This window comes from Nocardia sp. NPDC059154 (genome assembly GCF_042755705.1).
Taxonomy (GTDB): Bacteria; Actinomycetota; Actinomycetes; order Mycobacteriales; family Mycobacteriaceae; genus Nocardia.
The window spans coordinates 39134-61327 of the sequence record NZ_JBHZCS010000052.1 but is presented as its reverse complement, the minus strand read 5'-3'; the positions used below and the strand labels follow the sequence as shown (position 1 = coordinate 61327).

The window sequence follows — 22194 nt, the reverse complement described above, 5'->3', positions numbered from 1 at the left end:
GTGATCCCCGGCTGTGACACAGTCCCCGGCTAGGGCGTGCGAGAGAACCAGCGCCGTAGGCGGCCGCCGGACGCGTCGGCGCGCGGCCGAGCCCGGACCTGTTCGAACCAGGCGGGCAGGGGTTCCCGTGCGGCCAGCCAGTTTCCGGGCAAACCGCCGGGCCGGGTTCCGGTGTGGGCCGCGACGATTCCGCCGACGATGGCGCTCGTGGTGTCGGTGTCGCCGCCGACGGACAGGCAGGTGGCGATCGCGGCCCGGTAGTCGTCCAGGTAGGTCGCCGCGGCCCACATCGTGAACGGCACCGTGTCCTGTGCCGTCACGCTGGCGCCATTGCCGACCTCCGCGGCGACCTGGCCGGCCGGAGCCCCGAGCAGCGCGTAGGCCCGGCGGATCAGGCGGGTGGTCTCACCGTCGTCGAGCCGGTCCAGGACGGTGGCGAGGAATTCCGTTGGCGCGGGCCGGGTTCCGGCGAGCCGGGCCTGTGCCGCCGTGGCGGCCGCGAGCGACACCGCGACCGCGCCGATGATGCCTTCGCGATGCGCGTGCGTCACCTGTGCCGACCGGACCGCCTCGGCGGCGGCCCGATCCGGGTCGCTCGCGTAGAACGCGCCCAGCGGCGCGACGCGCATGGCCGCCCCGTTCCCACACGAGCCCTGCCCGCCGAAGGCCGCCGCGGTCACCTGCCGCCAGGGCACGCCCCGGCGGATGCGCCCCAGCGTGTCCACCGTCATGAACCCGTAGTCGCGGCGCTGGTCGATGCGTTCGGCGAAGGCGGCCACCAGCCGATCCTGGTCGATCGCACCGTGTTCGAGCAGTTCCCCCGTCACCGTGCAGGCCATCTCGGTGTCATCGGTCCATTCCCAGCGGCCCGCCGGGAGAGCACCGGTCTGCAGGTCGGCCAGGGGCCGGCGCAGGACGAGGAACTCGGCGCCGACCGCGTCCCCCACGGACAATCCATCCAACGAATCCAGCATCAAGTCGACATGCACCGCGTCGATGCTAGCCACGGTCGCACGGCACAGCATGTCGGTGCCGACTTCTCGGCTGTGCTCACTGCCGGACCTACTTGTCTGTGCCCACTGCGAGACTCATCGGTATGCGATGGGCGGTGGCGGAGACGGGTGACGGCGGGGCACGGGTGTGCCCACTGGATCGGGTCGGTCGGCCCGCGGGTCCGGTGGTCGAGGAGTCCTCGCTGGCCGAGGCCGTGCGCTCGCGTCCGGAGGCCGAGCGGTGGGTGTGGCGCTCGACCGCCGGAACCTATCGGCGGCTGCTCGAGGCGGGCGTGCGGGTGGATCGCTGCTACGACGTGGAGGCCGCGGAGTCGCTGTTGATCGGGCACGAGGAGGGCCAGTCCGGGCAGGCCCGTTCGCTGGCGGCGGCCTGGGCCCGGCTGCATCGGCTCCCCGTGCCGGAGGATGCACCCGCGCGGGCCGCCGACACCCAGCCGACCCTGTTCGAATCCGGCCCGGTGCCACTGCCATCCGGAACCGACGAGCTCACCGCGCTGCTGGAGGTGTACGCGGGACAGGTCGCCCGCACGGCCGCGGCGGAATACCCGCACCGCATGCACCTGCTGCTCACCGCGGAGTCGGCGGGCCTGCTGGTGGCCACGGAGATGTCGCGGGCCGGGATCCCCTGGCGCGCCGACCTGCACCGCGAACTGCTCGATTCTATGCTCGGAGAACGCATTTCCGGTACCGCGGAACCACGGCGCATGACGGAGCTGGCCGAGGAGGTGTCGCGGGCCTTCGGCGGCGTGCGGGTCCGCCCGGACCTGCCCCAGGACATCATCCGAGCCTTCGGGCGGGCGGGAATCTCGTTGTCCTCCACCAGAAAATGGGAGCTCCGGGAGATCGACCACCCGGCGGTCGCGCCGCTGCTGGCCTACAAGTCGCTCTACCGCCTGTACACCGCGCACGGCTGGTCCTGGATCGACCAGTGGGTGCACGACGGCCGCTTCCGTCCCGAGTACCTGCCGGGCGGCACGGTGACCGGCCGCTGGACCACCAATGGCGGTGGCGCACTCCAGATCCCGAAGGTGGTGCGCCGCGCGATCCGCGCCGACCCGGGCTGGCGGCTGGTGGTCGCCGACGCCGATCAGATGGAGCCGCGCGTGCTCGCCGCCATCTCCCGCGATCCGGGCTTGATGGAGGTGGCGGGCCGGGGTGAGGATCTCTACGCCGACCTCGCGGCCCGCGCGTTCGGCGGCGACCGCGCCCAGGCCAAGGTCGCGATGCTGGGCGCGATCTACGGCCAGACCTCGGGCGACGCACTCACCCACATGGCCGAGCTGCGCCGCCGCTATCCGGACGCGGTGGCCTATGTCGACGACGCGGCGGCCGCCGGGGAGGAGGGCCGCCTGGTGCGCACCTGGTTCGGCCGCACCTGCCCGCCCGCGACGTCATTCGACCAGGCGGACACCGAGGATGGAGCCGCCACCGGGTACGGCTCCACCCCGAGGGCCCGGGCTCGCGGTCGCTTCACCAGGAACTTCGTCGTGCAGGGCAGCGCCGCCGACTGGACCCTGCTGGTGCTGGCGGGCCTGCGCCATGCGATGCACACCGCGGGACTGCGCGCCGAGCTGGTCTTCTTCCAGCACGACGAGGTCATCGTGCACTGCCCGGAGGAAGAGGCGGCCGCGGTCGCGGAGGCCATCACCGCGGCCGCGGACACCGCCGGAGAGCTGGCATTCGGCCCGACGCCGGTCCGATTCCCCTTCACGACCGCGATCGTGGAGTGCTACGCGGACGCGAAGTAGGAAATCCCCGGCAGCGCTGCGGGTTTCGCCCCTACGGCGTGCGCAGCGCGGACAACCCTGCGGCCAGCAGCGGCTCGACCGCCTCGCCCATGTGCTCGAAGCCGGGTCCCACGGTCTGGCCGTGAATGTGACGGAAGTGGATGCCCTCGCTGATCACGGCCAGCTTGAACGACGCCAGCGCGATATAGAACCCGATCTCGGACACATCGCGGCCCGTACCCGTCGAATAGCGTTCCAGCACTTCGGATTCGACCGGATAGCCGGGCGCGAGCGCGACATCGCTGACCCCGGGCATGACGCTGTCGCTCATCCGCTGATAGACCAGCAGCAGGCCGATATCGGTGAGCGGATCGCCGAGTGTGGCCATCTCCCAGTCGATCACGGCCGCGACCCGGTCCTCGGCGTCGACGAGCACATTGTCGAGCCGGTAGTCGCCGTGCACGATGCCCGTTGCCGATTGCGCGGGCAGGTTCTTCGCCAGCAGATCGTGTAGTTCGACCGCGGCGGGCAGGTCCCGGCTGTAGGAGGCGTCGAGCTGCTTCTTCCAGCGCCGCACCTGCCGCTCCAGGAATCCGTCCGGCCGCCCGAAGTCCGCCAGCCCGACCGCGCCCGGGTCGACGGTGTGCAGGGCCGCCAGGGTGTCGATGAGGCCGGTGGCGATGACCCGGGTCCGGTCGGCGCCGAGCGGCGCCAGTTCGGCCGCGGTCCGGTAGGGCGTGCCGACGATCCGTTCCATGACATAGAAAGGTGCACCGATGATGTCGTCGTCCTGGCACAGCGCGTAGGTGGCGGGCACCGGCACTCCGGTGTCCGCGAGCGCGGTGATCACCCGGTACTCGCGGGCCATGTCGTGTGCGGTGGCGAGCACGTGCCCCAGCGGCGGCCGCCGCAGGATCCACGCCGACTCGCCGTCACTGATCTCATAGGTGAGATTGGACTTCCCGCCCGCGATCAACCGGCCGCGCAGCGGACCGGTCACCAGGCCCGGCCGAGTGTCGGCCAGCCACACCGCGAGTCGCTCGAGATCGAGGCCGGGCAGTTCGCCGGGCCGCTGATCGTCGCTCATGTGTCTCCCCGATGCTCAGTGGCCGTCGCCGCTGTCCAGCAGCCGCGCCTGATAGTGCCGCATGCCCGACAGCCAGCGGTCGTAGTCCGCGCCTTTGCGACGGTACATGTCGAGCACCTCCGGGTGGGGCAGGATGAGGAACCGCTCGTCGTCCAGCGCGGCCATGACCAGCTCGGCCACCGCATCGGGGGTCAGCACCGCACCGGCCGAGGTGACCGCCCGTGTCGCGGCCACGCCGATGGCGTCCCCGGAGTTCTCCCCCGCCCGCAGCAGCGGGGTCTCCACGCCCATCGGGCACAGGCAGCTGACCCGGACGCCCTGGTCGCCGTAGGTGACCGACAGCCATTCGGCGAACCCCACGGCCGCATGCTTGGTGACCGCGTATGCGGCCGAACCGATCTGGGTCAGCAGGCCCGCCGCCGACGCCGTGCTGACGAAGTAGCCCTCGCCGCGCTCCACCCAGCCGGGGACCAGCAGCCGCGCCGCGCGGATGTGGGCATTGAGGTTGACGTCGAGGGTGGTCTCCCAGTCCTTCTCGTCCCCGAGCCCGACCGGCCCGATCACGCCCGCATTGGCGAAATACAGGTCGACCGGCCCGAATTCGGCCTCGGCGCGGGCGATGAGCTCCTCGATGCGGGCAGTGTCGGAGACATCGGCCCCGACCGCCACGGCCGCGCCCGGGAACTCCGCGTTCAGCGCCGCCGCGACCGCCGCGGCGGCCTCGCCGTTCAGGTCGGCGACGACGACCCGCGCCCCGGCCCGCACCAGCCGGGCGGCGATGGCCCCACCGATGCCGCCACCGCCTCCGGTGACAATGGCGTTCCTACCCGCGACCTGCACGTGTGCTCCCTACGGTCCGTGCCGGCACCCGACCCGGGTGGATCGGAGGCGCCGGCTGATGGAATATGAAACCTACGTCGGATTCAAGTTCATGACCCGTCCGGCGTCAACCGGCCCGGCGGCGAGAGGTGAACAACCGATGCGGACAGCACATCTGGTGGACGAGTGGAAACGGCTGGGCAGCGCGCAGGTGGCGGCCAATGGCATCGAGCTGCGGGTGGTCGAGCACGGCGCGGGGGCACCGGTGGTGTTCTGCCACGGGTTCCCCGAGCTCGGATTCTCGTGGCGACATCAGGTTTTCGCGCTGGCCGAGGCCGGGTTCCGGACGCTCACCCCGGATATGCGCGGCTACGGCGGCAGCTCGCGGCCCGAGCGGGTCGAGGAGTACGACATGCTCACGGTATGCGGGGATCTGGCCGGGCTGCTCGACGCCTATGGGCTGGAGGACGCCATCTTCGTCGGCCACGACTGGGGCGCGTCGGTGGTCTGGCACATGGCCCGGGAGTATCCGGAGCGGGTGCGGGCCGTGGCGGGGCTGAGCGTCCCCGCGACCCCGCGGTCGTCCGGGCCGCCGCTGTCGATCATGCGCGCGCGGCTGGGTGCGGACTTCTACATGGTGTGGTTCCAGGAACCCGGGGTCGCCGACGCGGTGCTGGCCGCGGACCCGCGGCGCACGCTGCTGCAGGACGACATCATGAGCGCCGCCACGTTCCTGGACACCAGCACACCCGAGCCGTCACTGCCGGAGTGGCTCAGCGAACCCGAATTCGAGTACTACGTCGAGACTTTCACCGCCACCGGGTTCACCGGCGGGCTCAATTACTACCGCAATCTGGACCGCACCTGGGAGCGGACGGCGCATCTGGAGGGCGTGAAGATCGCCCAGCCGTCGCTGTTCATCGCCGGATCCACCGATCCGGTCATCCGGTTCACCCCCATGCAGAAGATGTCGGCGCTGCTCAGCGACCTGCGCGGCACGATCGTCCTCGAGGGCGCGGGGCACTGGATTCAGCAGGAACGGCCCGCCGAGGTCAATGCCGCGCTGATCGACTTCGCGCGCGGGCTCGGCTGAGCGCTACTCGGGCTGCAACTGCAGCGCGTTCACCCACAGCTGGGTCAGCGTCGTCACCAGCTTCTCGAACGGAATCCGTTGCTTCTGAACGTAAACCATGTACGCCATGCGACTCACCATGGCCGAGAGCGCGTGCGCGGTGATCATCGGATCCAGGTCGGCGCTGGCCTGCCCGGACTCCTGCAGCCCGCGGATCATCCGGGCATTGCGCTGCGCGAACGCCTTGCCGCGCTCGACGCGCAGGCGGCGGAAGTTCTCGTCGATGTGGGCGACCTGCTCGAACAGTGCCATCAGGCGGGCATTGCGCTTGTAGGACAGCAGGTAGTCGCGATTGGCGGCCTCGATGAGCGCGCGGGTGCCGGTGATCCCGCTGCGCTCGCGCACGTGCGGGTGCAGCATCTCCTCCGAGACCTGTTCGACCAGGGCCGCGAAGATCTCGTCCTTGCTGTCGAAGTAGGTGTAGAAGGAGCCCGACGCCATGCCGGCGGTCTTGGAGATGTCGGCGATCTTGGCGTCGAGGTAGCCGTCGCGTTCGAAGACCTCGCGCGCGGCGGCGATTAGGGCGCTGCGCGTGCGCTGACCGCGCCGGGTGGGCGGGGCGGTACGGCGGGATTCGCCCTCGCCTGTCATCGATTCGGACGCCAACGCTGATCACTACCTGTCGTTTCGCGGACAACTTTCCAGGCGGACACCGTATCAACCGGCACGGCCCCGACGGCGGGTGACCGGTTACCGCGAGTGTGCGGCGATGCGCCGGTCGATGACCGGCAGCGCGAACTCGGCCCAGCGAATGTTCTCCTGCTCGAAGGCGATTCCGCGCAGCAGGCTCAGGTACGGGCCGATGCGGTCGGCCTCGGCGAGGTAGGCCTGCTCGCTGCGCCCGTCCAGCAGGCGGCCGCGCAGTCGTTCGTAGCGGGCCAGTTTCGCCTTCGACCACTCCAGTTTCTCGGCGACGGCCGCCCGCACCGCGGGGGCGTCCTCGGCCTCCATGGCCTGGACCTTCACCATCATCTCGTCGCGAATGGCGGTCGGTTTGGAGGGCTCGGCGGTGAACGCGTGCAGCGCCGCCCGCCCGGCCGGGGTGATGGAGTGCAGGCGCTTGTTGGGCCGGCGCTCCTGCTCAACGACGCGGGTCTCGATGAGACCCTCGGCGGCCATGCGCTCGAGCTCCTTGTAGAGCTGCTGCGGGGTGGCCAGCCAGAAGTTGGCGACCGAGGCGTCGAAGCCCTTGGCCAGGTCGTAGCCCGATGCCTCTCCCTCCAGCAGGGTGGCCAGAACCGCGTTGCGTAGCGCCATCCGCCCAGGCTACCACCATCGGCGATTATTCAATTTCTTGTCTAATTTCCCGTAGACACATCAGCCTTTGGCCGCTACGGTGTGAATTCCATACTCAATTAATTGACTATCGGAGGTGGGCATGCACGACTACGACGCCATTGTCATCGGCGCGGGCAATGCCGGACTGACCGCCGCGGCCACGCTGCAGCGCGCGGGGGCGCGGACGCTGCTGGTGGAGCGGCACAATGTGCCCGGCGGCTGCGGAACCTCGTTCCGGCGTGGGCGATTCGAGTTCGAGGTGGCGCTGCATCAGCTCTCCGGGGTGGGTGTGGAAGGACAGCCGATCTCCTTGCGCGAGGGGCTGTTCCAGCAGCTGGGGATCGCGGATCGGCTGGAGTTCGTGCAGGAGCACGATCTGTACCGGGCGGTGGTGCCGGGCCGGCTGGATGTGACGATTCCGGCCGACTGGGATGCGGCGATCGACGTCCTCGACGCCGAGTTCCCGGGCAGCCGGGATCGGGTGGCGCGGTTCTTCGAGCTGATCAAGCAGGTGACGTTCTGGCAGATCGCGGCCATGCGCGGGATGCCCGCCGAGCAGATCGATCCGGTGCTGTTCCGGTACGGGCTGCGGCCGCTGCAGCAGGTGCTCGACGAATACTTCGACGATGACCGGATCAAGGTCGCGCTCGCCATGTACTGGACCTATCTCGGCCAGCCGCCGTCCAAGCTGCGGTTCCAGGATCTGGCGCTGACGCTGTTCGCCTACCTCGAGTTCAAACCGTGGCATGTGCGCGGCGGGTCGCAGGCCATGTCGGCGGCGATACTCGACTCGTTCCTGCAGGCGGGCGGGCAGGTGCGGTTCAATACCGGGGTCGAGGCGATTCTCACCGTGGGCGGGCGGGTGCTCGGGGTCCGGCTCGAGGGCGGGGCCGAGGTGACCGCGCCCGAGGTGGTGTCGAATGCCTCGCTGCCCACCACCTACGCCATGCTGGACGGGATCGAGGTGCCGGCGGCGGTGCGAAACGATCTGGCCACCAGGCGGATCGGGGTGTCCGGGTTCGTGCTGCACATGGGCCTGGACGCGACGCCCGCGGAGCTGGGCTTCACCACCAGCACGACGTTCGTCAACCGGGACACCGACGACGACCGCACCTACCAGGCGTGGAAGTCGTTCGAGCCGGCCCGCGGAATCTGCGTCAGCTCCTACGATGTCGCGCCCATCGGGTTCGCACCGGCGGGGACCACCCATGTCAGCCTGATGACGTTGCAGTACGCCGACATCTGGAAGAACGTGGCGCCGGCGGAGTACGCGCGCACCAAGTTCGCCTTCGCCGAGACGCTGCTGGATCTGTGCGAGGCGGTGACGCCGGGCATCCGCGACGCCATCGAAGAGGTCGATGTGGCAACGCCTTTGACCATGATGCGGTATCTGGGGCATCCGGGCGGGTCCATCTACGGCTACGACCAGGACGCCACCGAGGGCTGGCTGTTCCGCAACAGCGAACGCGAAACCCATGTCCCCGGACTGCATGTCGCCGGGTCCTGGTCCGGCATGGGCGGATTCCAACCCACACTCGAGGCCGGGGCCCGCGTCGCGCGCCGCCTGCTGCGCACCCAGGCCGCCTGAACGGAGCACATCGTGAAACGACACCCCCTCGCCACCCGATTCGACGGCGCGGCAAGCATTCTCGACGAGATCGAGGCCCGACTGCCCGAAACCCGCGACCACAGTGCGGAAGCCCGCGCCACCGTGGACGCCCATCACCCAAGGCGGCTGCTGCTGCGGGTGGACGCCGTGCTCGAAGAAGCCGTGTCCGCCAAGACATTCCGGCTGCGCGGCCTCGACGGCACGACCCTGCCGCCATTTCTGGCGGGCCAGTACGTGAACGTCTTCTTCGACGGCACCAGCCGGCCGTTCGCCATCTCCTCCAGCCCCACGGAGCTCGGCTTCTACGACCTGACCGTGCGGCGGGTGCCGGGCGGCCGGATCAGCAATCTCCTCCTCGACACCGTCGAGGCGGGCCAGGTGCTCACCACCACCGGGCCGATGGGGACCTTCCACCACAATCCACTCTTCCACGGTGACCGCGTGGTGTTCCTGGCGGGCGGTTCGGGCGTCGCACCGGCCATGAGCATGATCCGCGAGCTCACCGACCGCGGGCCGGTGCGCGAATTCCATCTGATCTACGGTTCGCGGGACGCCTCCGACATCCTCTTCCGCGCGGAACTCGACACCTTTGCCACCCAGCCCGGCATCACCGTCGATCATGTCATCGCCGACCCCTCCCCCGACTGGACGGGCCGCACGGGATTCCTGTCCGCCGACACCATTTCCGACCTGACCGGCCCCCTCGGCAATCGCATGGTCTACGTCTGCGGCCCCCAGGCTCTCTACCCCTACGCGCTCGAGCAGCTGACCGCCCTGGGCCACCCCCGCAAGCGAATCCGCTTCGAAGCCAACGGCGCTCCCACCGACCCGACCGCCCAGCCGCACTGGCCCACCACCGCCGACCCCGCCGAGGAGGTCACGGTCACCGTCCGCGACACCACCTTCCGCACCCCACGCACCCGCCCTCTCCTCGACGCCCTCGAAGACAACGGCATCCGCCCCGAAGCCGCCTGCCGCTCCGGCGAATGCAGCCTCTGCCGCATCCGCGTCCTGAAGGGCGAAGTCCACACCGCCGCCGAAGCCAAACTCCGCCTCTCCGACCCCGCCACCGGCTACACCCACTCCTGCGTCGCCTACCCCCTCACCGACGTCGAACTCGACCTCTGACTTTTCCCCACCAGCTCGGTCCGGGCCACGCGCAACAGCGCGAACCGGGCCGAGAGCCTCGTCCCCGGAACAGGTTCACACTCACGGAATCCTTCCCGGCGGGTGCCGAGGTGACCGAGGGCCGTGGAGCGCCGCCTCGGCCGCGGCTTGCGACCTGTGCACCTGGTCGCGGCGGTTCGGCGCGGGCGGTGGAGACTGAGGCGGTGGAGGATGCCGGGCTGGTGGTTGTGGTGGACGCGGCCAATGTGGTGGGTTCGCGGCCGGACGGGTGGTGGCGGGATCGGGCCGGGGCGGCGCGGCGGTTGCTCGGGGAGCTGGGTCCGCTGCGGGAGCGGCTGCCCGGGGTGACGGACGTGGTCGTGGTGCTCGAAGGGGCCGCCAAGGCCGCTGCCGGCAGCGCGGGGGCCGAACTGCGGGTGGTACTCGCGGACGGTTCCGGGGACGACGCCATTGTCGAGGTAGTCGCGGCCGAGGCCGGAAAGGCCGGGGCCCGGGCGGGTTCGGTGCTCGTGGTGACGGCCGATCGTGGTTTGCGGGCTCGGGTCGAGGCGCTCGGCGCGACGACGGCCGGGCCCAGCTGGCTCCGGAACGCCTTGGCCTAGCCGGAAAACGACTCCCGCCACGGTACAACCCGTCCCAGCGGACCCGGGGACCCTACCCTGACCGCACCCTGAGGACACATCCCCCGCGGGTGGGATTTCCGGGCGGCGGTTTTTCGGTAGCTTCGGAACAGTGCAGCCGCCGTTGATCGTTCGCCTGCGCGGCGCATGCCTGGTGGTGGGCGTGCTCTGCGCGTTCCTGCTGGGGTGGAATTTCGCGTCCGCGCCCGACGCCCGGGCCGATGGCGCGGCGAGCGGGGGTGATCTGACGGTGGCGCAATCGCTGGGAACGCGCGAGCTCACGGTGGTAATCCGGCGGGCCGAGCCGGGACCGCTGCGCGTCGAGGTGGTGAGCCATGCGGGCTCGGCGGCCGGGGCGCTGACGGTCAGCGCCGCGCCGGTCGATCAGGGTGGCGAGACCTCCTCGGGCACGGTCGAACTCGCGGATCGACCGGGGCTGTATGCCACGACGCTGCAGGTGGATCATGCCGGGCCGTGGGAGCTGTCGGTCTCGGACGGTGAACGGACCGCCCGGATTCCGTTACTGGTCGCCGCGCGCGTGGTGACGCCGTGGGAGCGGGCAGCTTACGGTGGCTTCTTCGCGGCGGGTGTGCTGCTACTGGTCGCGCTGGGTACCGCCCTCCTCTCGAAAAGAGGCTGGCCGACATTGATTCCGGTGGGCGCGCTCATCGCCGCGCTGACCGTCGGGACCACGGGGGCGGTGCTGTCCTCGAGTGCGCCGCAGCCGCGGCCGGCAGGCAGCCTGCTCGATCCCACGTCCGGCAATATCGGTAATCCGTTCCCCGAACGCGATCTGCCGCTGACCACGAATTATTCACGGCCGCCGGTGAATCTGACCGTGCGTGCGCAGCCTGCGGCGGCCGGGCAACCGACGGAAGTCCAGCTGTCGCTGACCGATTCGGCGACGGGGCGGCCCGTGGACGATCTGCTGGTCACCGATGACGCGCTGCTGCATCTCATGGTGGTCGGGCCGTCCGGGACGTTCTGGCATCGCCATCCGGTCCGCACCGCGCCCGGGGAGTACCGGGTCAGCCTGGGGCTCGGGGAGTCCGGCGATTACGCGGTCGCGGCGGAGATCGCCCGGCGCGGCGGGGGTGTGCAGTTGCTGCGGTCCGCGCTGCATGTCGGCGGTCGATCCGGTTCCGGCGCGGTCGATCCCGCACCGAGCGGGACAACGCTGACGACCACGGAGGCGATCGCGGGCGAACCCGTCACGCTCAACGCGGCCTACGGCGGTGCCGCGGATCTACAGCCCTGGCTGGGGATGATCGGCCATCTCATCGCGGTCGGCCCGCTGCCGGACGGCGTGCCCGCCGGGACGTCCGCGGAGAAGGCGCCGATCTGGGCGCATGCGCACGCCATGGCCCCGATGCCGGCCGTCGGCGCCCAGCCGCCGGACGAGACCGTCGCCGCCTACGGCCCGAATGTGGCCTTCACCTTCACTTTTCCGCTGCCCGGCCGATACCTGGTGTGGGCGCAGGCCGAGCGCGGCTATTCCGTCATGACCATTCCGACCACGGTCGACGTCCGAGCGGGGGTTCCGCAATGACCAGGCGCACAGGACTGATCGCGGCGATCGTCGTGCTGGTGGCCGCGCTGCTGACCTGGTGGCTGTGGCCGTCCGGCAGCGCGAAACCGGTGCCGCGCAGTGCCGCCGGGCCCTACCAGGTGCAGCTCAACGTCTCCGGTGGATCGCCGCACACCGGCGACAACACCGTCGACCTCGACATCACCGACCAGCACGGCACCGCCGCCACCCCGGACCGCGTCTCGGTGGAGCCCGCCATGCCGCAGATGGGCCACGCGCTCCCGCCGAGCACCGCCGCGGTCGTCACGCCCGGGCACTACCGGGCGACCGTGACGCTGCCCATGCCGGGGCAGTGGGAGATCGCCGTGAAAGTGTCCGGCGCACCGGGATCCGGCAGCGCCACCTTCTCCGTCCAGGCCAACTGAATCGAAGGAAAGAGGATCAGGAGCAGACCATGGACCTCACCGCCAACGGTCGCGGGCTCACCGCCGAGGCGACCGCACCGATCACCATCCGCCCCTGGCTGCCCGCGGCCATCCTGTTCGCGGCCAGCATGACCTTCGCCGTCGGATCGACCTGGGACATCCAGTGGCACTCCGATGTCGGGCCCGACACCTTCTTCACGCTGCCGCACCTGTTCATCTACGCCAGTGCGGCGATCGCCGGATTCACCGGTCTCACGGTCATTCTCGTCACCTCGGCTGCGGGCCGGGCGGGGCGGCGGGTGGACGGTGAGCTGGGCGGGCCCGGCATCAGCGTGTTCGGGCGGACGTTCACCGCGCCGCTCGGGTACATGGTGGCGGCGCTGGGCGCAGCGTCGTTCCTGCTGTACGGACTGTGGGATCTGTGGTGGCACAGCCTCTACGGATTCGACGCGATCATCGACTCGCCGCCGCACATCGGGCTGTTCCTGTCCAGCACGGTGATCTCGGTGGGCACGGTGATCGTGTTCGGGGCGGCGCGGGCCCATCGGTGGGGGCGGATCGGCGCGCTGTTCGCGCTGGCGCACCTGGCGACCTCGAGCACCGTCACCGCGCTGGCGGTGCAGCGGCTCAGCACCGGGACCGTGCGATGGACGGTCGCGGTCACCGCGTTCATGGTGATTCTGCTGATGGTCGTGGGTGCGGGATTCCAGCGGTGGGGCGCGACCGTCACCGCCGTGTTCTCCTCGGCGATCCAGGGCGTGTTCTGGTGGTTCGCTCCGTGGGCGGCCCACGCCTACGCCGATTTCGTGGGATTGCCCATGCGCGAACACATCCGGGGTATTCCGGCGACCCCGGCGCTCATTCCGTTCTGCCTGATCCCGGTGGGCATCGTGATCGATCTGCTGCTGCGGCGCACCGACAGCCCGGCGCGCCTGCTGCCCGCGCTGGCCGGTGGGCTCGGCGGGGCGATCATCGGCGGGTTCAATCCCGTGCAGCAGGTGATCATCTACGACGCCCGCCTCTCGCACGCCTCCGTCATCATCGCCACCACGGTCGCAGCCGCGCTGCTGGGTGCGCTCGGCGGCTACCTGGGCTGGCGCTTCGGCGACATGCTGCGGCTGTCCGCCCCGTCCGAGAAGGTCAGCGCATGATCAACCGTCTACTCGCCACCGCCGCAACGATTCTCGCGATTCTCGGGCTGACCGCCGGCACCGCCGCGACGGCGTCGGCGTATCAGCCCGTCAATATCGTGCACACCGAGCACGTGCAGGCCGGGCCCTACTCGCTGACCGTGGGGTTCAGCGAATGGCCTTTGCGCGCAATGCAATCGCTGGACTTCACCTTCATCCCCGACGGCGGCATCGAGGACAAGACCGGCACGCTCACCGAGTACCAGCCCAACGGCAAGGTGCGACGCGCCGAACCGCTGTCGCGGCACCCGCGCAAGCGCGACGTCTGGGGCCTGGACGTGCGCTCCCTGGATGAGCAGGGCGCGTGGACCTTCCACTTCGTCATCGACGGCCCCCAGGGCCGCGGTGAAGGCGATCTGGCGAACCTCCCGGTTCTCCAGCAGCCCGGTCCCCCACTGGGTGTGAGCTGGGCCGTCAGCACGATTCCGCTGATCGGCCTGATCGCCTTCCTCGCCTACGCCTGGCGCCGCAGCCGCCGCCCGGTCACAGCCCCGCAGCCCGTCTGACGGTCAGTCGGCGGCCCCGGCGAACATGCCCGGCTCGTAGGACCCACCCTGCTGATGCAGGATGACACCGAGCCGGTTGGCGGCGTTGATCATGGCCACCAGCGCCACCAGGGCCGCGGTCTGGTTGTCGTCGTAGTGCTTCCGAACCTGCGCCCAGGTCTCGTCGGAGACCCCGAGGTGGGCATCCGCCAGCCTGGTGCCCTCCTCGGCGAAGGCCAGCGCCGCCTGTTCCGCCTCGCTGAACACCGACGCCTCACGCCAGGTCGCCACCAGATTGATCCGAACCGGCGGCTCCCCCGCGGCCGCCAGCTCCTTGGTGTGCGCATCGGTACAAAAGCCACACCCATTGATCTGACTGGCCCGCAAGCTCACCAGCTCCTGAGTCGTTTTCGGCACCTCCGACTGCGTGATCACCAGACTGGCATTCGCAAACCGCTTGGCGAACTTCGCACCGACCTCATTCGCGAACATATCGAGCCGAGCACTCATAGCGTCCATCTCCTTCATCGTCAGTGGGACGACCATGAGGTGCCGGCCACCCCGGATTTGTGACATCGCCCCGCTATGACCCAGGCCACATGTCCCAGCTGCGGCAGACGACCGGCTCGGGCCATGGCACGTAGTGACCTATGGCTTGGACAGAGGCGATGACGACATCGTCCACAGCGGATTGACCGGCCTGCTCGACAGACTGGACCTCACCCACGACTGATCGCCTCCAGCACTCGGACGCACGCGGTTCCGAATACTCCTCGCCCGCAGAAACACCCGATGCCGCGACAGGCGAAATATATTGCAGTGCAGCGCATTCGGATGCGCTCCCGTGCTTCTGGAGTGCGGCTGGGTGGGCGGCAATTCCGCCCACCCAGTCTCGAGAATCAATCTAGTGGGGCCAGCACGCGGGAGCGGTGCTGTCCATCCAACAGTTCGAGCTTCCAGTGGGCACGAGCAGTGGGCCGAACATCCCTAACGCCAACGAGATGAAATACATGGTTTCGGACCTTTCGAAATATGAATAGAACCGGCACAGTAGTTCGCCTTCGCGTCGGTGTGCAGCCCCGACTCCCAGGGGCACTTTCAGTGGTGGATCACCTCACCGAGCCGCGGCAGGACGAGTCGCTTCCAGCTGCGCTCCATGGCGTTGCGCACCATCTTCTGTCGGCGGTCTTCGATGTCGAAACCTGTCTGCGTCAGCAGAAGTCGTGTGCCACGCCCCTGCGGCTGCAGCGTCCAGTCGACGATCCATCGAGCGGGGTACTCGGCCTGCCGATATATCCAGCTGTAGGTCAACTGCTCGCACGGCCGGGCCGCCAGCACCTCGCAAATGATCTCGTTGGGCGATGAGTCCGCGATGGTGAATCGGAAGTGGGTTCCAGCCGAGGCAGCGAACCCGGTCGGTCGAAGCAGCCACCGCTCCAGCAGATCCGGCTCCGTCAACGCGCGCCATACCGCGTCCGGTGGCTGTCGAAAGAAGCTGCCGAGCTCGACTGCGGCGGGATTCAACTGTGGATCAGCAATCACCGGCTCACCACCGCGACGACAGGCGAGGAGGCCTCCAGGCTGCTCAATTCGCCTGGCCTTCCTTGTATTTCGCTTCCATTTCCGCAGCGAGCTGCGGCTTCTCGGCCTCCATCTTCTGGACATAGGCAACGGCGTCGCCGACGGTTCTCAGGCTCGCAAGATCCTCGTCGGGGACCTTCACGCTGTACTTGTCCTCCAGCTGTACAGCGATCTCCACCAGTGACAACGAGTCGATGTCCAGGTCGTCGACGAAAGACTTCTCGATCGCGACCTCGGCGGCCTCGATACCCGTCACCTCCTCGACGATCTCCGCGATGCCGGCGACGATTTCTTCCTGCGTGGTAGCCACGAAACACTCTCCTCGGTGTGACGACATATGCGTAGTACTCCACTCGTCCTCCACGACCGCTTCGGTTTCCGCTGTCGGGGTCGAACGGGAGTGCCCAGTACGCTAAAAGCTCCAGTGGGGTGGAGGTTCAACAGGTTGTGACGGACGACACACAATCCGGTGCGCTGGTGAGCATCGGGGAGTTGGCGCGCAGCACCGGGCTTCCGGTGCGAACGATCCGGTTCTACTGCGACGAAGGCATTCTGGAATCCCAGCGCAGCGCAGGCGGGCATCGGATGTTCGACTCCGACAGCGCCACCGAACGACTGCTGCTGGTGCGGCGGTTGCGCGCGCTCGGCCTCGGGCTGGACTCGATCACCGGCGTGCTGCAGGAAGAGCGGTCGATGGCAGAGGCCATCGCCGCCGAAAGTGCCCGGCTCGATATCGAATTCCGGGCGCTGGCATGGCGGCGGGCGTCACTGCGGGCCATGGAGACGGTTGCCCCGGTGCAGCGGGCCGAGCGACTCGCGTTGCTGGCCGCCGCGCAGGACGGGGGTGCGGTGCACGAATGCCTCGTACGATTCTGGCGGCGCATTCTCGCACCGATACCGCGGTGCGACAGCGACACGTGGGTGTGCTGGAATGTCCCGGAGCCACCTGCTGATCCGTCCGTCGACGAGGTTGTCGCGTATGCCGAATTGGCCGCTCTCGTGGCCGACCCCGACATGAACAGTGCTGTGCGACAGCAGTACTGGCGGAATCGACCGGAGCTGATCCGCGACCCTCGAGCGCTGTACATCAACATGGGCAACGTAATAGTGGACGTGGTGCCACTCGTAGCGGAAGGCGTTCGGCCGCACGCCGGCACCGAACTCGACCGATTCGTCAACGCCCATGCCGAGGCACGAGGGGAACGTGATTCCCCGCGCTTCCGCGAGCAGTTGCTGATCGACGCAACCGATGCCGACCACCGGATTCACCGTTACTGGGCTCTGACAGAACGGTTCTTCGGACCTCGCGTCACTATCGGACGAGCCCACGACTGGCTGTACAACGCGCTGGCTCACTCCACCGACCTCGCCGACGCACAGGCACCCAACCAGCGTTCACTCCCATGAATTCACCACGCTGATCCACATCACCGACGCCATGCGTCATACCTGGCTGCCCACTCTCATATCGCTGACGCGCCGATCGAACCGGCCGACGCGGGCCCTCGAAAGATCCCTATGGTGATTGCCGGGGTGCTCGGGGCGGTCGTAGGGTCATGGGTGCCCCCGGGGTGCCAGGTGTGGCTACGGAAGGTCAACGGGCAGACGTCATCTCGGGCGGCTGACCGACCGCTGGCAGTGCGCGGGAATGCCGAGTGCAGGTTGTCCAGCTGTTGCCGTGCGGACCAGGTCGGAAGGTGTGGACTACCGCCAGTGGTGGTCGCCGAGCGCCGCTGCTTCCGACCCACCGTCAGCGAAGATGACCTGACCGGTTACGAAACGGTTTTCCTCACCGGCAAGCCAGCAGATGAGCTCGGCAACCCATTCCGGACGGCCTGGGAACCCGCCGAAGGGTTGTGGCGCTGCAGTTTCGACTGCCTTGCGCACGTTGTCATCGGCGAAGATCCATGCTGCGGCCGGAGTGTCGACGACACCCGAGGCAACGGCATTGAGCGCTATGCCAACTCCGGCCCACTCGGCGCTCGGAGCGACATTGCGCACCCAGCGGTTCAAGGCACGCTTGGCAACTCCGTAACCAGCGGTCGCGCCACCGGCAGCCGGATTGTTGGCCAGATACGCGACGGCAGCAGCCTCGTCGCCGTCGAGGCATGCCTGCATGATGCGTTCGTCCGCAGGTGCCAGCGACGATGTCGACGACACAGCCACCGCTCGCGGCGCGGGACTTTGCGCCAGCAACGGACGAAGGCCCTCCAACGTCGCGACAGCGCCGAAGTAATTCGTTTCCAGCATGCCGGTCCTGCCGCCGCCCGCGATCGCCAGCACCGCATCGATCGGCCCGAGCTCACTCACCTGGTCGACGAGTGAGCGACGACCTCGAGGCGTGGACAGATCAGCTTGGACCTCAGCGTCTTCGAGATCGCATCCGATGACCCTGGCACCGCGTTCACGGAGCAGCGCAGCAGTCGCCGCGCCGATTCCCGATGCCGAACCGGTAACCACATAGGTACGTCCGGCGGTCCCTGCCTGCGATGTCATCGCGCCCCTTCTCATCACCCGACCGGCACCATGCACTCACACCTCGTCGATGCCGGAACAACCCCAACACCCTACGTAGGCGTCGCCACGGTGCGCACCCAGAGAAGCCCCGAGACACCCGCGCGCAGTCCGTCGGGGATCTCTGTGGCCAGCAGCGTAATTGCCCGACCTCTCACGGGTCACGGCCTATTCGCGGGTTACGCACCGCCGCGTCTCGGCCTCCGCCGGAGCACTGCCGTGTGGCCATTGCTAGCCGATATCGGCGACGACGAACATCGGTGTCTGGTCGTCGGCCTCTGCCACCAGGGTTCCGTAGGTATCCCACAGGGCGGCGCGGCCGCACCCGGTGACCGGGCCCGCCGGCCCCACCTGGTTGGCAAGGACCACGTAAACGTTCGCACGGTCTGCGATGCCTGGATATATCGACGCACGTTCGGCAATGCCGCGACCGGTGCCGTACAGAGCGCTGGCCAGATGGACGTCACAGCCATCGTCGGCGATTCGGCCGACCAAGTCGGGGAAATGGTTGTCGAAGCAGGTGGCAAGCGAGAAACGTAAACCCTGGAGTTCGAAGCGGCCGTCTTTGTCCACGGAGGTGAAGAACTGCTGCTCTTCCTCAAACAAATGCTGTTTGTGATAAGTGGTGAGCAGATCGCCGGCGGCGCTGTAGACGTAAGTGGCGATCACGGGACGGTGACCATCGAGATCGGGGGCAGCGCAGTTCACAACGGTCGCTATCCCGGTGGTGCGCAGCGGATCCAGGCGAGGGTCATCGGCGCGGAGCCACAACCTCTCATCGGCCGCGATGGCGGCCAGTTCGTATCCGGTCACCGCCAGCTCCGGAAACACGATCAGCTCGGCTGAGTCTGCGCCTGCCTGTTCAGCGAGCCTGACCATTTGTCCGATATTGGCCCGGACATCGGTAGGTGCGCAAGTGAACTGTGCCGCCGCGACTCTCATGCGCCGCAGACTACGCCGCACAATGTGAACGCAGTGACCTACGCGGTCGATGCCTTCCTCGATCCGGTGTGCCACCCCCTCCAGCCTCCGCCCGCCTGCCATCACTATTCGCCCGATGGTGGATACGGGATCGGGCCGACAGCACAGGCTGGTCGGCATCGAATGCTCAAAGTGGGTACCCAATTTCGATCATGTCTGCTGCACGCGAATTCCTCGACACCGCAGGCCGGCGCCTGAGCCCGCGCCAAATGATCATCCGCGACACTCTCGACGCCCTGGACAACGTCGCCACCCTCACCAACGCCTATACTCCCTGAGCCATCCTCGGCCTGCGCGGTGCGTCACGTCCGCACATCGGCTCACCGTGCACAGCCGAGGGAGCCTGATCTCTCCAAAATGATTTGCAGTGTTGGCACTTTCAGCGAATTCCAGGCGCGACGGTCAGCGCGGCGGGATGCGCAGTCGCAGAGCCTCGCCTTTCCGGGCATAGGTCCGCCGACAGCCATCCCTGTTCGCCAGGCCGTCGAGAACACGGCGGAGGAAAAAGGAAGCCCGGCCGCGCGCCAACCAGCGTGGAACATGACCGAGCAGAGGAGTTCAGCAATGGTAGCGACCGAGCAGGATCAGTTCTTCCACACACTGATCCAGTCGGCCCAGCGACTATCGTTCGACCCACGATGTCCGGAGCTGTATGAGCCGGGGCCCGACACCGATCAGTGCTATGGAATGACCGCGCAGTGGTCGCCGCTGTTCGACACCCCGATCTGGGCGTCGATGTCGGAGCAGCAACGAATCCTGTTGACCCGATGCGAAGTAGCGCAGTTCCTCGGCATCGCGATCTGGCTCGAAGTCGGACTACAAGTCGCGCTGTTGCGCGCCAATCACGGTGCCGACCCCGCTCGCCCCGACATCGCGTTTCTGCTCAACGAATGCGCCGACGAGAACCTGCATTCGCTGATGTTCATCAAGGGCGTCGAGAGCATCGGAGCACACTTCTATCCCCACGACCGGCTGCAGAAACTGTTGGGCCGGCTGTTCGCAATGTTCGCGTGGCACGAGGTCGCCTATGGGATCGTGCTGGCCGGGGAGGAAATCTTCGACGCCATGCAACGCGACTGGATGACAGACGCCACGGTCGCCGACGCGATACGCCGCACCTCCTACATCCACGTCGTCGAGGAATCACGGCACATGGCCTTCGCCCGCCGCCGCATTCGCGACCAGCTCACCACCATCTCGCGGCCACGACGGTTCCTGAGCACGATCGCCATCGCCGTCGGAACCCACGTCGTGGCGAAGAGCCTGATCAACCGGCGCGTCTACGAAGAACTCGGACTGCGCTGGCCGGAGGTGAAATCCGCGATCGACGCCAACGAGCACCACCGCATGATGTTCCGCTCGGCCACCGCCTCGTTCATCGAGTTCCTCCACCGCGAAGGCCTGCTCAACCGGGTCGCTCGACGCATCTACCGCGCCTCGAACCTGCTCTGACCTCTCGAAAGCGATTATGGCCCACGTCATCCTGGGACACTGCTGCAAGGACGTCTCCTGCCTGAATGCGTGTCCGCGCGACTGCATCCGCCCCCGACCCGGCGACACCGACTTCGCCACCACGCCGACACTGCACATCGACCCGAACTCCTGCATCGACTGCACCGCCTGCGTCGACGCCTGCCCCACCTCAGCGATCAAAGCCGACCACGCCCTCACCGCGACCGAACAACACCATCTCCGCCGCAACAGCGACTACTTCGCAAACACCAGGCCCCGAACCACACCCGGCCGGCGACCAGCAACGCCGCTCCCACGGCCTTCGGGCGTCGGTGACCGACGGCCCCGCATCGCAGTCGTCGGCGCCGGCCCCGCCGCCATGTACACCATTCGTGAGCTGCTGCGACGGTCCAGCTTCGTCGACGTCACCGTCTACGAACGCCACGCCCACCTCGGCGGCCTGCTGCGTACGGCCATTGCACCCGACACCGGCCTGCGCGAAATGCTGAGCCTGTTCGATGTGCCATTCGGCGACGATCGGGTCCACGTCGTCTACAACACCGAGATCGGCCGCGATCTCTCCCTCGACGCCTTGCGCCGCCGGTTCGACGCGGTGGTCTTCGCCCACGGCGCCTCGATTCCCCGCCCCCTCACCCGATCCGACTCGACAATGCCCGCCGGTGTGTGCGACGCACTCGATGTCCTTGCCGGCGTGAACAACCCATCCCCCACCGCGCCGCCGACCCTCGGGCCGCATTGCCTCATCGTCGGCGGCGGAAACGTCGCCCTCGAAGTGATCAGACACCTCGCCCACCGACACAGCACATCTCCGAGCATCGCCGCACTGACACAGGTGACCGTTCTGTCCCGTGCCTGCGCAGACCGGTCCGCATTTGCCACCCCCGCCATGCAGGACATCCTGGCCCTGCCCAATCTGTCGATACACACGACCAGAACCCTGGAACATGAACCCGGCTCCGCAGCCGACCAGCCGCTGAGACCGGCGATGGACCACCTGGCCAATCCGAACGACCGAGACGACACCCGGCTGCCAGTCGTGTTCTGCTTCGAACAGCACGTGACGAACATCGAGTCGACGGGCACCGGCGAATTGACCGTGTATACGACCGGCGGGCACACGTTCCTGGCCAGCACGGTGGTTCGTGCCATCGGGTTCCGCACGGCACCTATCGACGGACTCCCCGAAACACACAACGGTCAGATCCTCAACCGAAACGGCAGAGTCATTTCTCCGACAACCAGGGATCCTTTGCGCGGCTTGTACGTCGTCGGATGGGCCAAACGCGGTGCGCACGGTGGAATCGGCGAGAACCGCGTCTGCGCCGCCGAAACAGTCGAGCAACTCGCGATCGACCTGCATCTGACCCGCCCGACCCACCAGAGGGGCACGGCCATGTGAGCTGGTTCGCACTCAAACCTCCACGCCGACATCATCATCCACGCGGTGATGCCGTGCCCCATGAAGCCCGAGCCGCATTTCGCGCTGATCGGACCTGCCAGCGCGGCTGCCGAGTTGCGGGCGACCGGTGCAATCCCGCACAAGCCGCTGTCGAACAGCAGTTTCGCGCCAATTCCTCAGCCGTAGTGGACGTTCAGAACGGTTG

General features: G+C 68.1%; 23 protein-coding genes. 13 read left to right on the top strand and 10 right to left on the bottom strand.

From position 1 onward, the window contains the following. Nucleotides 1–29 precede the first annotated feature (29 nt). Nucleotides 30–1007 carry an ADP-ribosylglycohydrolase family protein gene (locus ACFXN1_RS35335; protein ID WP_379440510.1) on the bottom strand — a complete coding sequence of 326 codons (978 nt, stop codon included), beginning with the start codon at nucleotides 1005–1007 and terminating at the stop codon, nucleotides 30–32. 89 nt (nucleotides 1008–1096) lie between these two features. On the opposite strand from ACFXN1_RS35335, the gene ACFXN1_RS35330 reads away from it, so the two are divergent. Continuing rightward, the gene (locus ACFXN1_RS35330) at nucleotides 1097–2761 is read left to right on the top strand and encodes a bifunctional 3'-5' exonuclease/DNA polymerase (RefSeq protein ID WP_379440511.1); all 1665 of its coding nucleotides are present in this window, start codon (nucleotides 1097–1099) and stop codon (nucleotides 2759–2761) included. Between the two features lie 31 nt (nucleotides 2762–2792). Here ACFXN1_RS35330 and ACFXN1_RS35325 read toward each other — a convergent pair whose 3' ends face one another. Both ACFXN1_RS35325 and ACFXN1_RS35320 read right to left on the bottom strand, forming a co-directional pair. Further along, nucleotides 2793–3827, bottom strand: a complete 1035-nt coding sequence (locus ACFXN1_RS35325) for a phosphotransferase family protein (RefSeq protein WP_379440513.1) — start codon at nucleotides 3825–3827, stop codon at nucleotides 2793–2795. A 15-nt stretch (nucleotides 3828–3842) separates the two neighbouring features. Next, nucleotides 3843–4667, bottom strand: coding sequence for an SDR family oxidoreductase (locus tag ACFXN1_RS35320; RefSeq protein WP_379463775.1), 825 nt, complete (start codon nucleotides 4665–4667; stop codon nucleotides 3843–3845). 139 nt (nucleotides 4668–4806) lie between these two features. Between ACFXN1_RS35320 and ACFXN1_RS35315 the strand changes: the two genes are divergently transcribed. Then, nucleotides 4807–5739 carry an alpha/beta fold hydrolase gene (locus ACFXN1_RS35315; RefSeq protein WP_379445703.1) on the top strand — a complete coding sequence of 311 codons (933 nt, stop codon included), beginning with the start codon at nucleotides 4807–4809 and terminating at the stop codon, nucleotides 5737–5739. A 3-nt stretch (nucleotides 5740–5742) separates the two neighbouring features. Here the strand turns inward: ACFXN1_RS35315 and ACFXN1_RS35310 are convergent, their stop codons facing one another. Then, nucleotides 5743–6369, bottom strand: a complete 627-nt coding sequence (locus tag ACFXN1_RS35310) for a TetR/AcrR family transcriptional regulator (RefSeq protein ID WP_379395249.1) — start codon at nucleotides 6367–6369, stop codon at nucleotides 5743–5745. Nucleotides 6370–6468: 99 nt separating this feature from the next. Next, on the bottom strand, nucleotides 6469–7035 hold the full coding sequence (locus tag ACFXN1_RS35305) for a PadR family transcriptional regulator (protein ID WP_379395251.1): 567 nt from the start codon (nucleotides 7033–7035) through the stop codon (nucleotides 6469–6471). A 121-nt stretch (nucleotides 7036–7156) separates the two neighbouring features. Between ACFXN1_RS35305 and ACFXN1_RS35300 the strand changes: the two genes are divergently transcribed. The 7 genes from ACFXN1_RS35300 (at nucleotide 7157) to ACFXN1_RS35270 (ending at nucleotide 14062) form a co-directional block, all read left to right on the top strand. Next, complete coding sequence (locus ACFXN1_RS35300; protein ID WP_379445702.1) at nucleotides 7157–8644, top strand: phytoene desaturase family protein; 1488 nt, start codon at nucleotides 7157–7159, stop codon at nucleotides 8642–8644. A 12-nt stretch (nucleotides 8645–8656) separates the two neighbouring features. Further along, on the top strand, nucleotides 8657–9793 hold the full coding sequence (locus ACFXN1_RS35295) for a 2Fe-2S iron-sulfur cluster-binding protein (protein WP_379445701.1): 1137 nt from the start codon (nucleotides 8657–8659) through the stop codon (nucleotides 9791–9793). 188 nt (nucleotides 9794–9981) lie between these two features. Continuing rightward, nucleotides 9982–10395 (top strand): hypothetical protein, encoded by a 414-nt coding sequence (locus ACFXN1_RS35290; protein ID WP_379445700.1) that lies wholly within the window; start codon nucleotides 9982–9984, stop codon nucleotides 10393–10395. A 130-nt stretch (nucleotides 10396–10525) separates the two neighbouring features. Next, nucleotides 10526–11962 carry a hypothetical protein gene (locus ACFXN1_RS35285; RefSeq protein WP_379445698.1) on the top strand — a complete coding sequence of 479 codons (1437 nt, stop codon included), beginning with the start codon at nucleotides 10526–10528 and terminating at the stop codon, nucleotides 11960–11962. Beyond that, nucleotides 11959–12366, top strand: coding sequence for a FixH family protein (locus ACFXN1_RS35280; RefSeq protein WP_379445697.1), 408 nt, complete (start codon nucleotides 11959–11961; stop codon nucleotides 12364–12366). Before ACFXN1_RS35285 ends, ACFXN1_RS35280 begins: the two co-directional genes overlap by 4 nt. A 29-nt stretch (nucleotides 12367–12395) precedes the next feature. Continuing rightward, nucleotides 12396–13517, top strand: a complete 1122-nt coding sequence (locus ACFXN1_RS35275) for a hypothetical protein (protein ID WP_379445696.1) — start codon at nucleotides 12396–12398, stop codon at nucleotides 13515–13517. Further along, nucleotides 13514–14062, top strand: a complete 549-nt coding sequence (locus ACFXN1_RS35270) for a hypothetical protein (protein WP_379395265.1) — start codon at nucleotides 13514–13516, stop codon at nucleotides 14060–14062. Before ACFXN1_RS35275 ends, ACFXN1_RS35270 begins: the two co-directional genes overlap by 4 nt. 3 nt (nucleotides 14063–14065) lie before the next feature. Here ACFXN1_RS35270 and ACFXN1_RS35265 read toward each other — a convergent pair whose 3' ends face one another. The 3 genes from ACFXN1_RS35265 to acpM all read right to left on the bottom strand — a co-directional run bounded on the left by ACFXN1_RS35265 (nucleotide 14066) and on the right by acpM (nucleotide 15932). Continuing rightward, nucleotides 14066–14551 carry a carboxymuconolactone decarboxylase family protein gene (locus ACFXN1_RS35265; protein WP_379445695.1) on the bottom strand — a complete coding sequence of 162 codons (486 nt, stop codon included), beginning with the start codon at nucleotides 14549–14551 and terminating at the stop codon, nucleotides 14066–14068. Nucleotides 14552–15139: 588 nt separating this feature from the next. Further along, nucleotides 15140–15583 (bottom strand): SRPBCC domain-containing protein, encoded by a 444-nt coding sequence (locus ACFXN1_RS35260; protein WP_379445694.1) that lies wholly within the window; start codon nucleotides 15581–15583, stop codon nucleotides 15140–15142. A gap of 43 nt (nucleotides 15584–15626) precedes the next feature. Next, nucleotides 15627–15932 carry a meromycolate extension acyl carrier protein AcpM gene (gene acpM / locus ACFXN1_RS35255; RefSeq protein ID WP_379445692.1) on the bottom strand — a complete coding sequence of 102 codons (306 nt, stop codon included), beginning with the start codon at nucleotides 15930–15932 and terminating at the stop codon, nucleotides 15627–15629. A 137-nt stretch (nucleotides 15933–16069) separates the two neighbouring features. On the opposite strand from acpM, the gene ACFXN1_RS35250 reads away from it, so the two are divergent. After that, the gene (locus ACFXN1_RS35250; protein ID WP_379445691.1) at nucleotides 16070–17029 is read left to right on the top strand and encodes a MerR family transcriptional regulator; all 960 of its coding nucleotides are present in this window, start codon (nucleotides 16070–16072) and stop codon (nucleotides 17027–17029) included. 297 nt (nucleotides 17030–17326) lie between these two features. Here the strand turns inward: ACFXN1_RS35250 and ACFXN1_RS35245 are convergent, their stop codons facing one another. Continuing rightward, the gene (locus ACFXN1_RS35245) at nucleotides 17327–18118 is read right to left on the bottom strand and encodes an SDR family oxidoreductase (protein WP_379463778.1); all 792 of its coding nucleotides are present in this window, start codon (nucleotides 18116–18118) and stop codon (nucleotides 17327–17329) included. 249 nt (nucleotides 18119–18367) lie between these two features. Further along, the gene (locus ACFXN1_RS35240; RefSeq protein WP_379445689.1) at nucleotides 18368–19078 is read right to left on the bottom strand and encodes a carbon-nitrogen hydrolase family protein; all 711 of its coding nucleotides are present in this window, start codon (nucleotides 19076–19078) and stop codon (nucleotides 18368–18370) included. 191 nt (nucleotides 19079–19269) lie between these two features. Between ACFXN1_RS35240 and ACFXN1_RS35235 the strand changes: the two genes are divergently transcribed. From ACFXN1_RS35235 to ACFXN1_RS35225, 3 genes are read left to right on the top strand one after another with little or no spacing between them, the layout of a single operon-like run. Next, nucleotides 19270–19395, top strand: a complete 126-nt coding sequence (locus tag ACFXN1_RS35235) for a hypothetical protein (protein WP_379445688.1) — start codon at nucleotides 19270–19272, stop codon at nucleotides 19393–19395. 19 nt (nucleotides 19396–19414) lie between these two features. Continuing rightward, complete coding sequence (locus ACFXN1_RS35230) at nucleotides 19415–20569, top strand: diiron oxygenase (RefSeq protein ID WP_379445687.1); 1155 nt, start codon at nucleotides 19415–19417, stop codon at nucleotides 20567–20569. A 16-nt stretch (nucleotides 20570–20585) separates the two neighbouring features. Then, nucleotides 20586–21989, top strand: coding sequence for an FAD-dependent oxidoreductase (locus tag ACFXN1_RS35225; RefSeq protein WP_379463774.1), 1404 nt, complete (start codon nucleotides 20586–20588; stop codon nucleotides 21987–21989). Nucleotides 21990–22194: the final 205 nt, after the last annotated feature.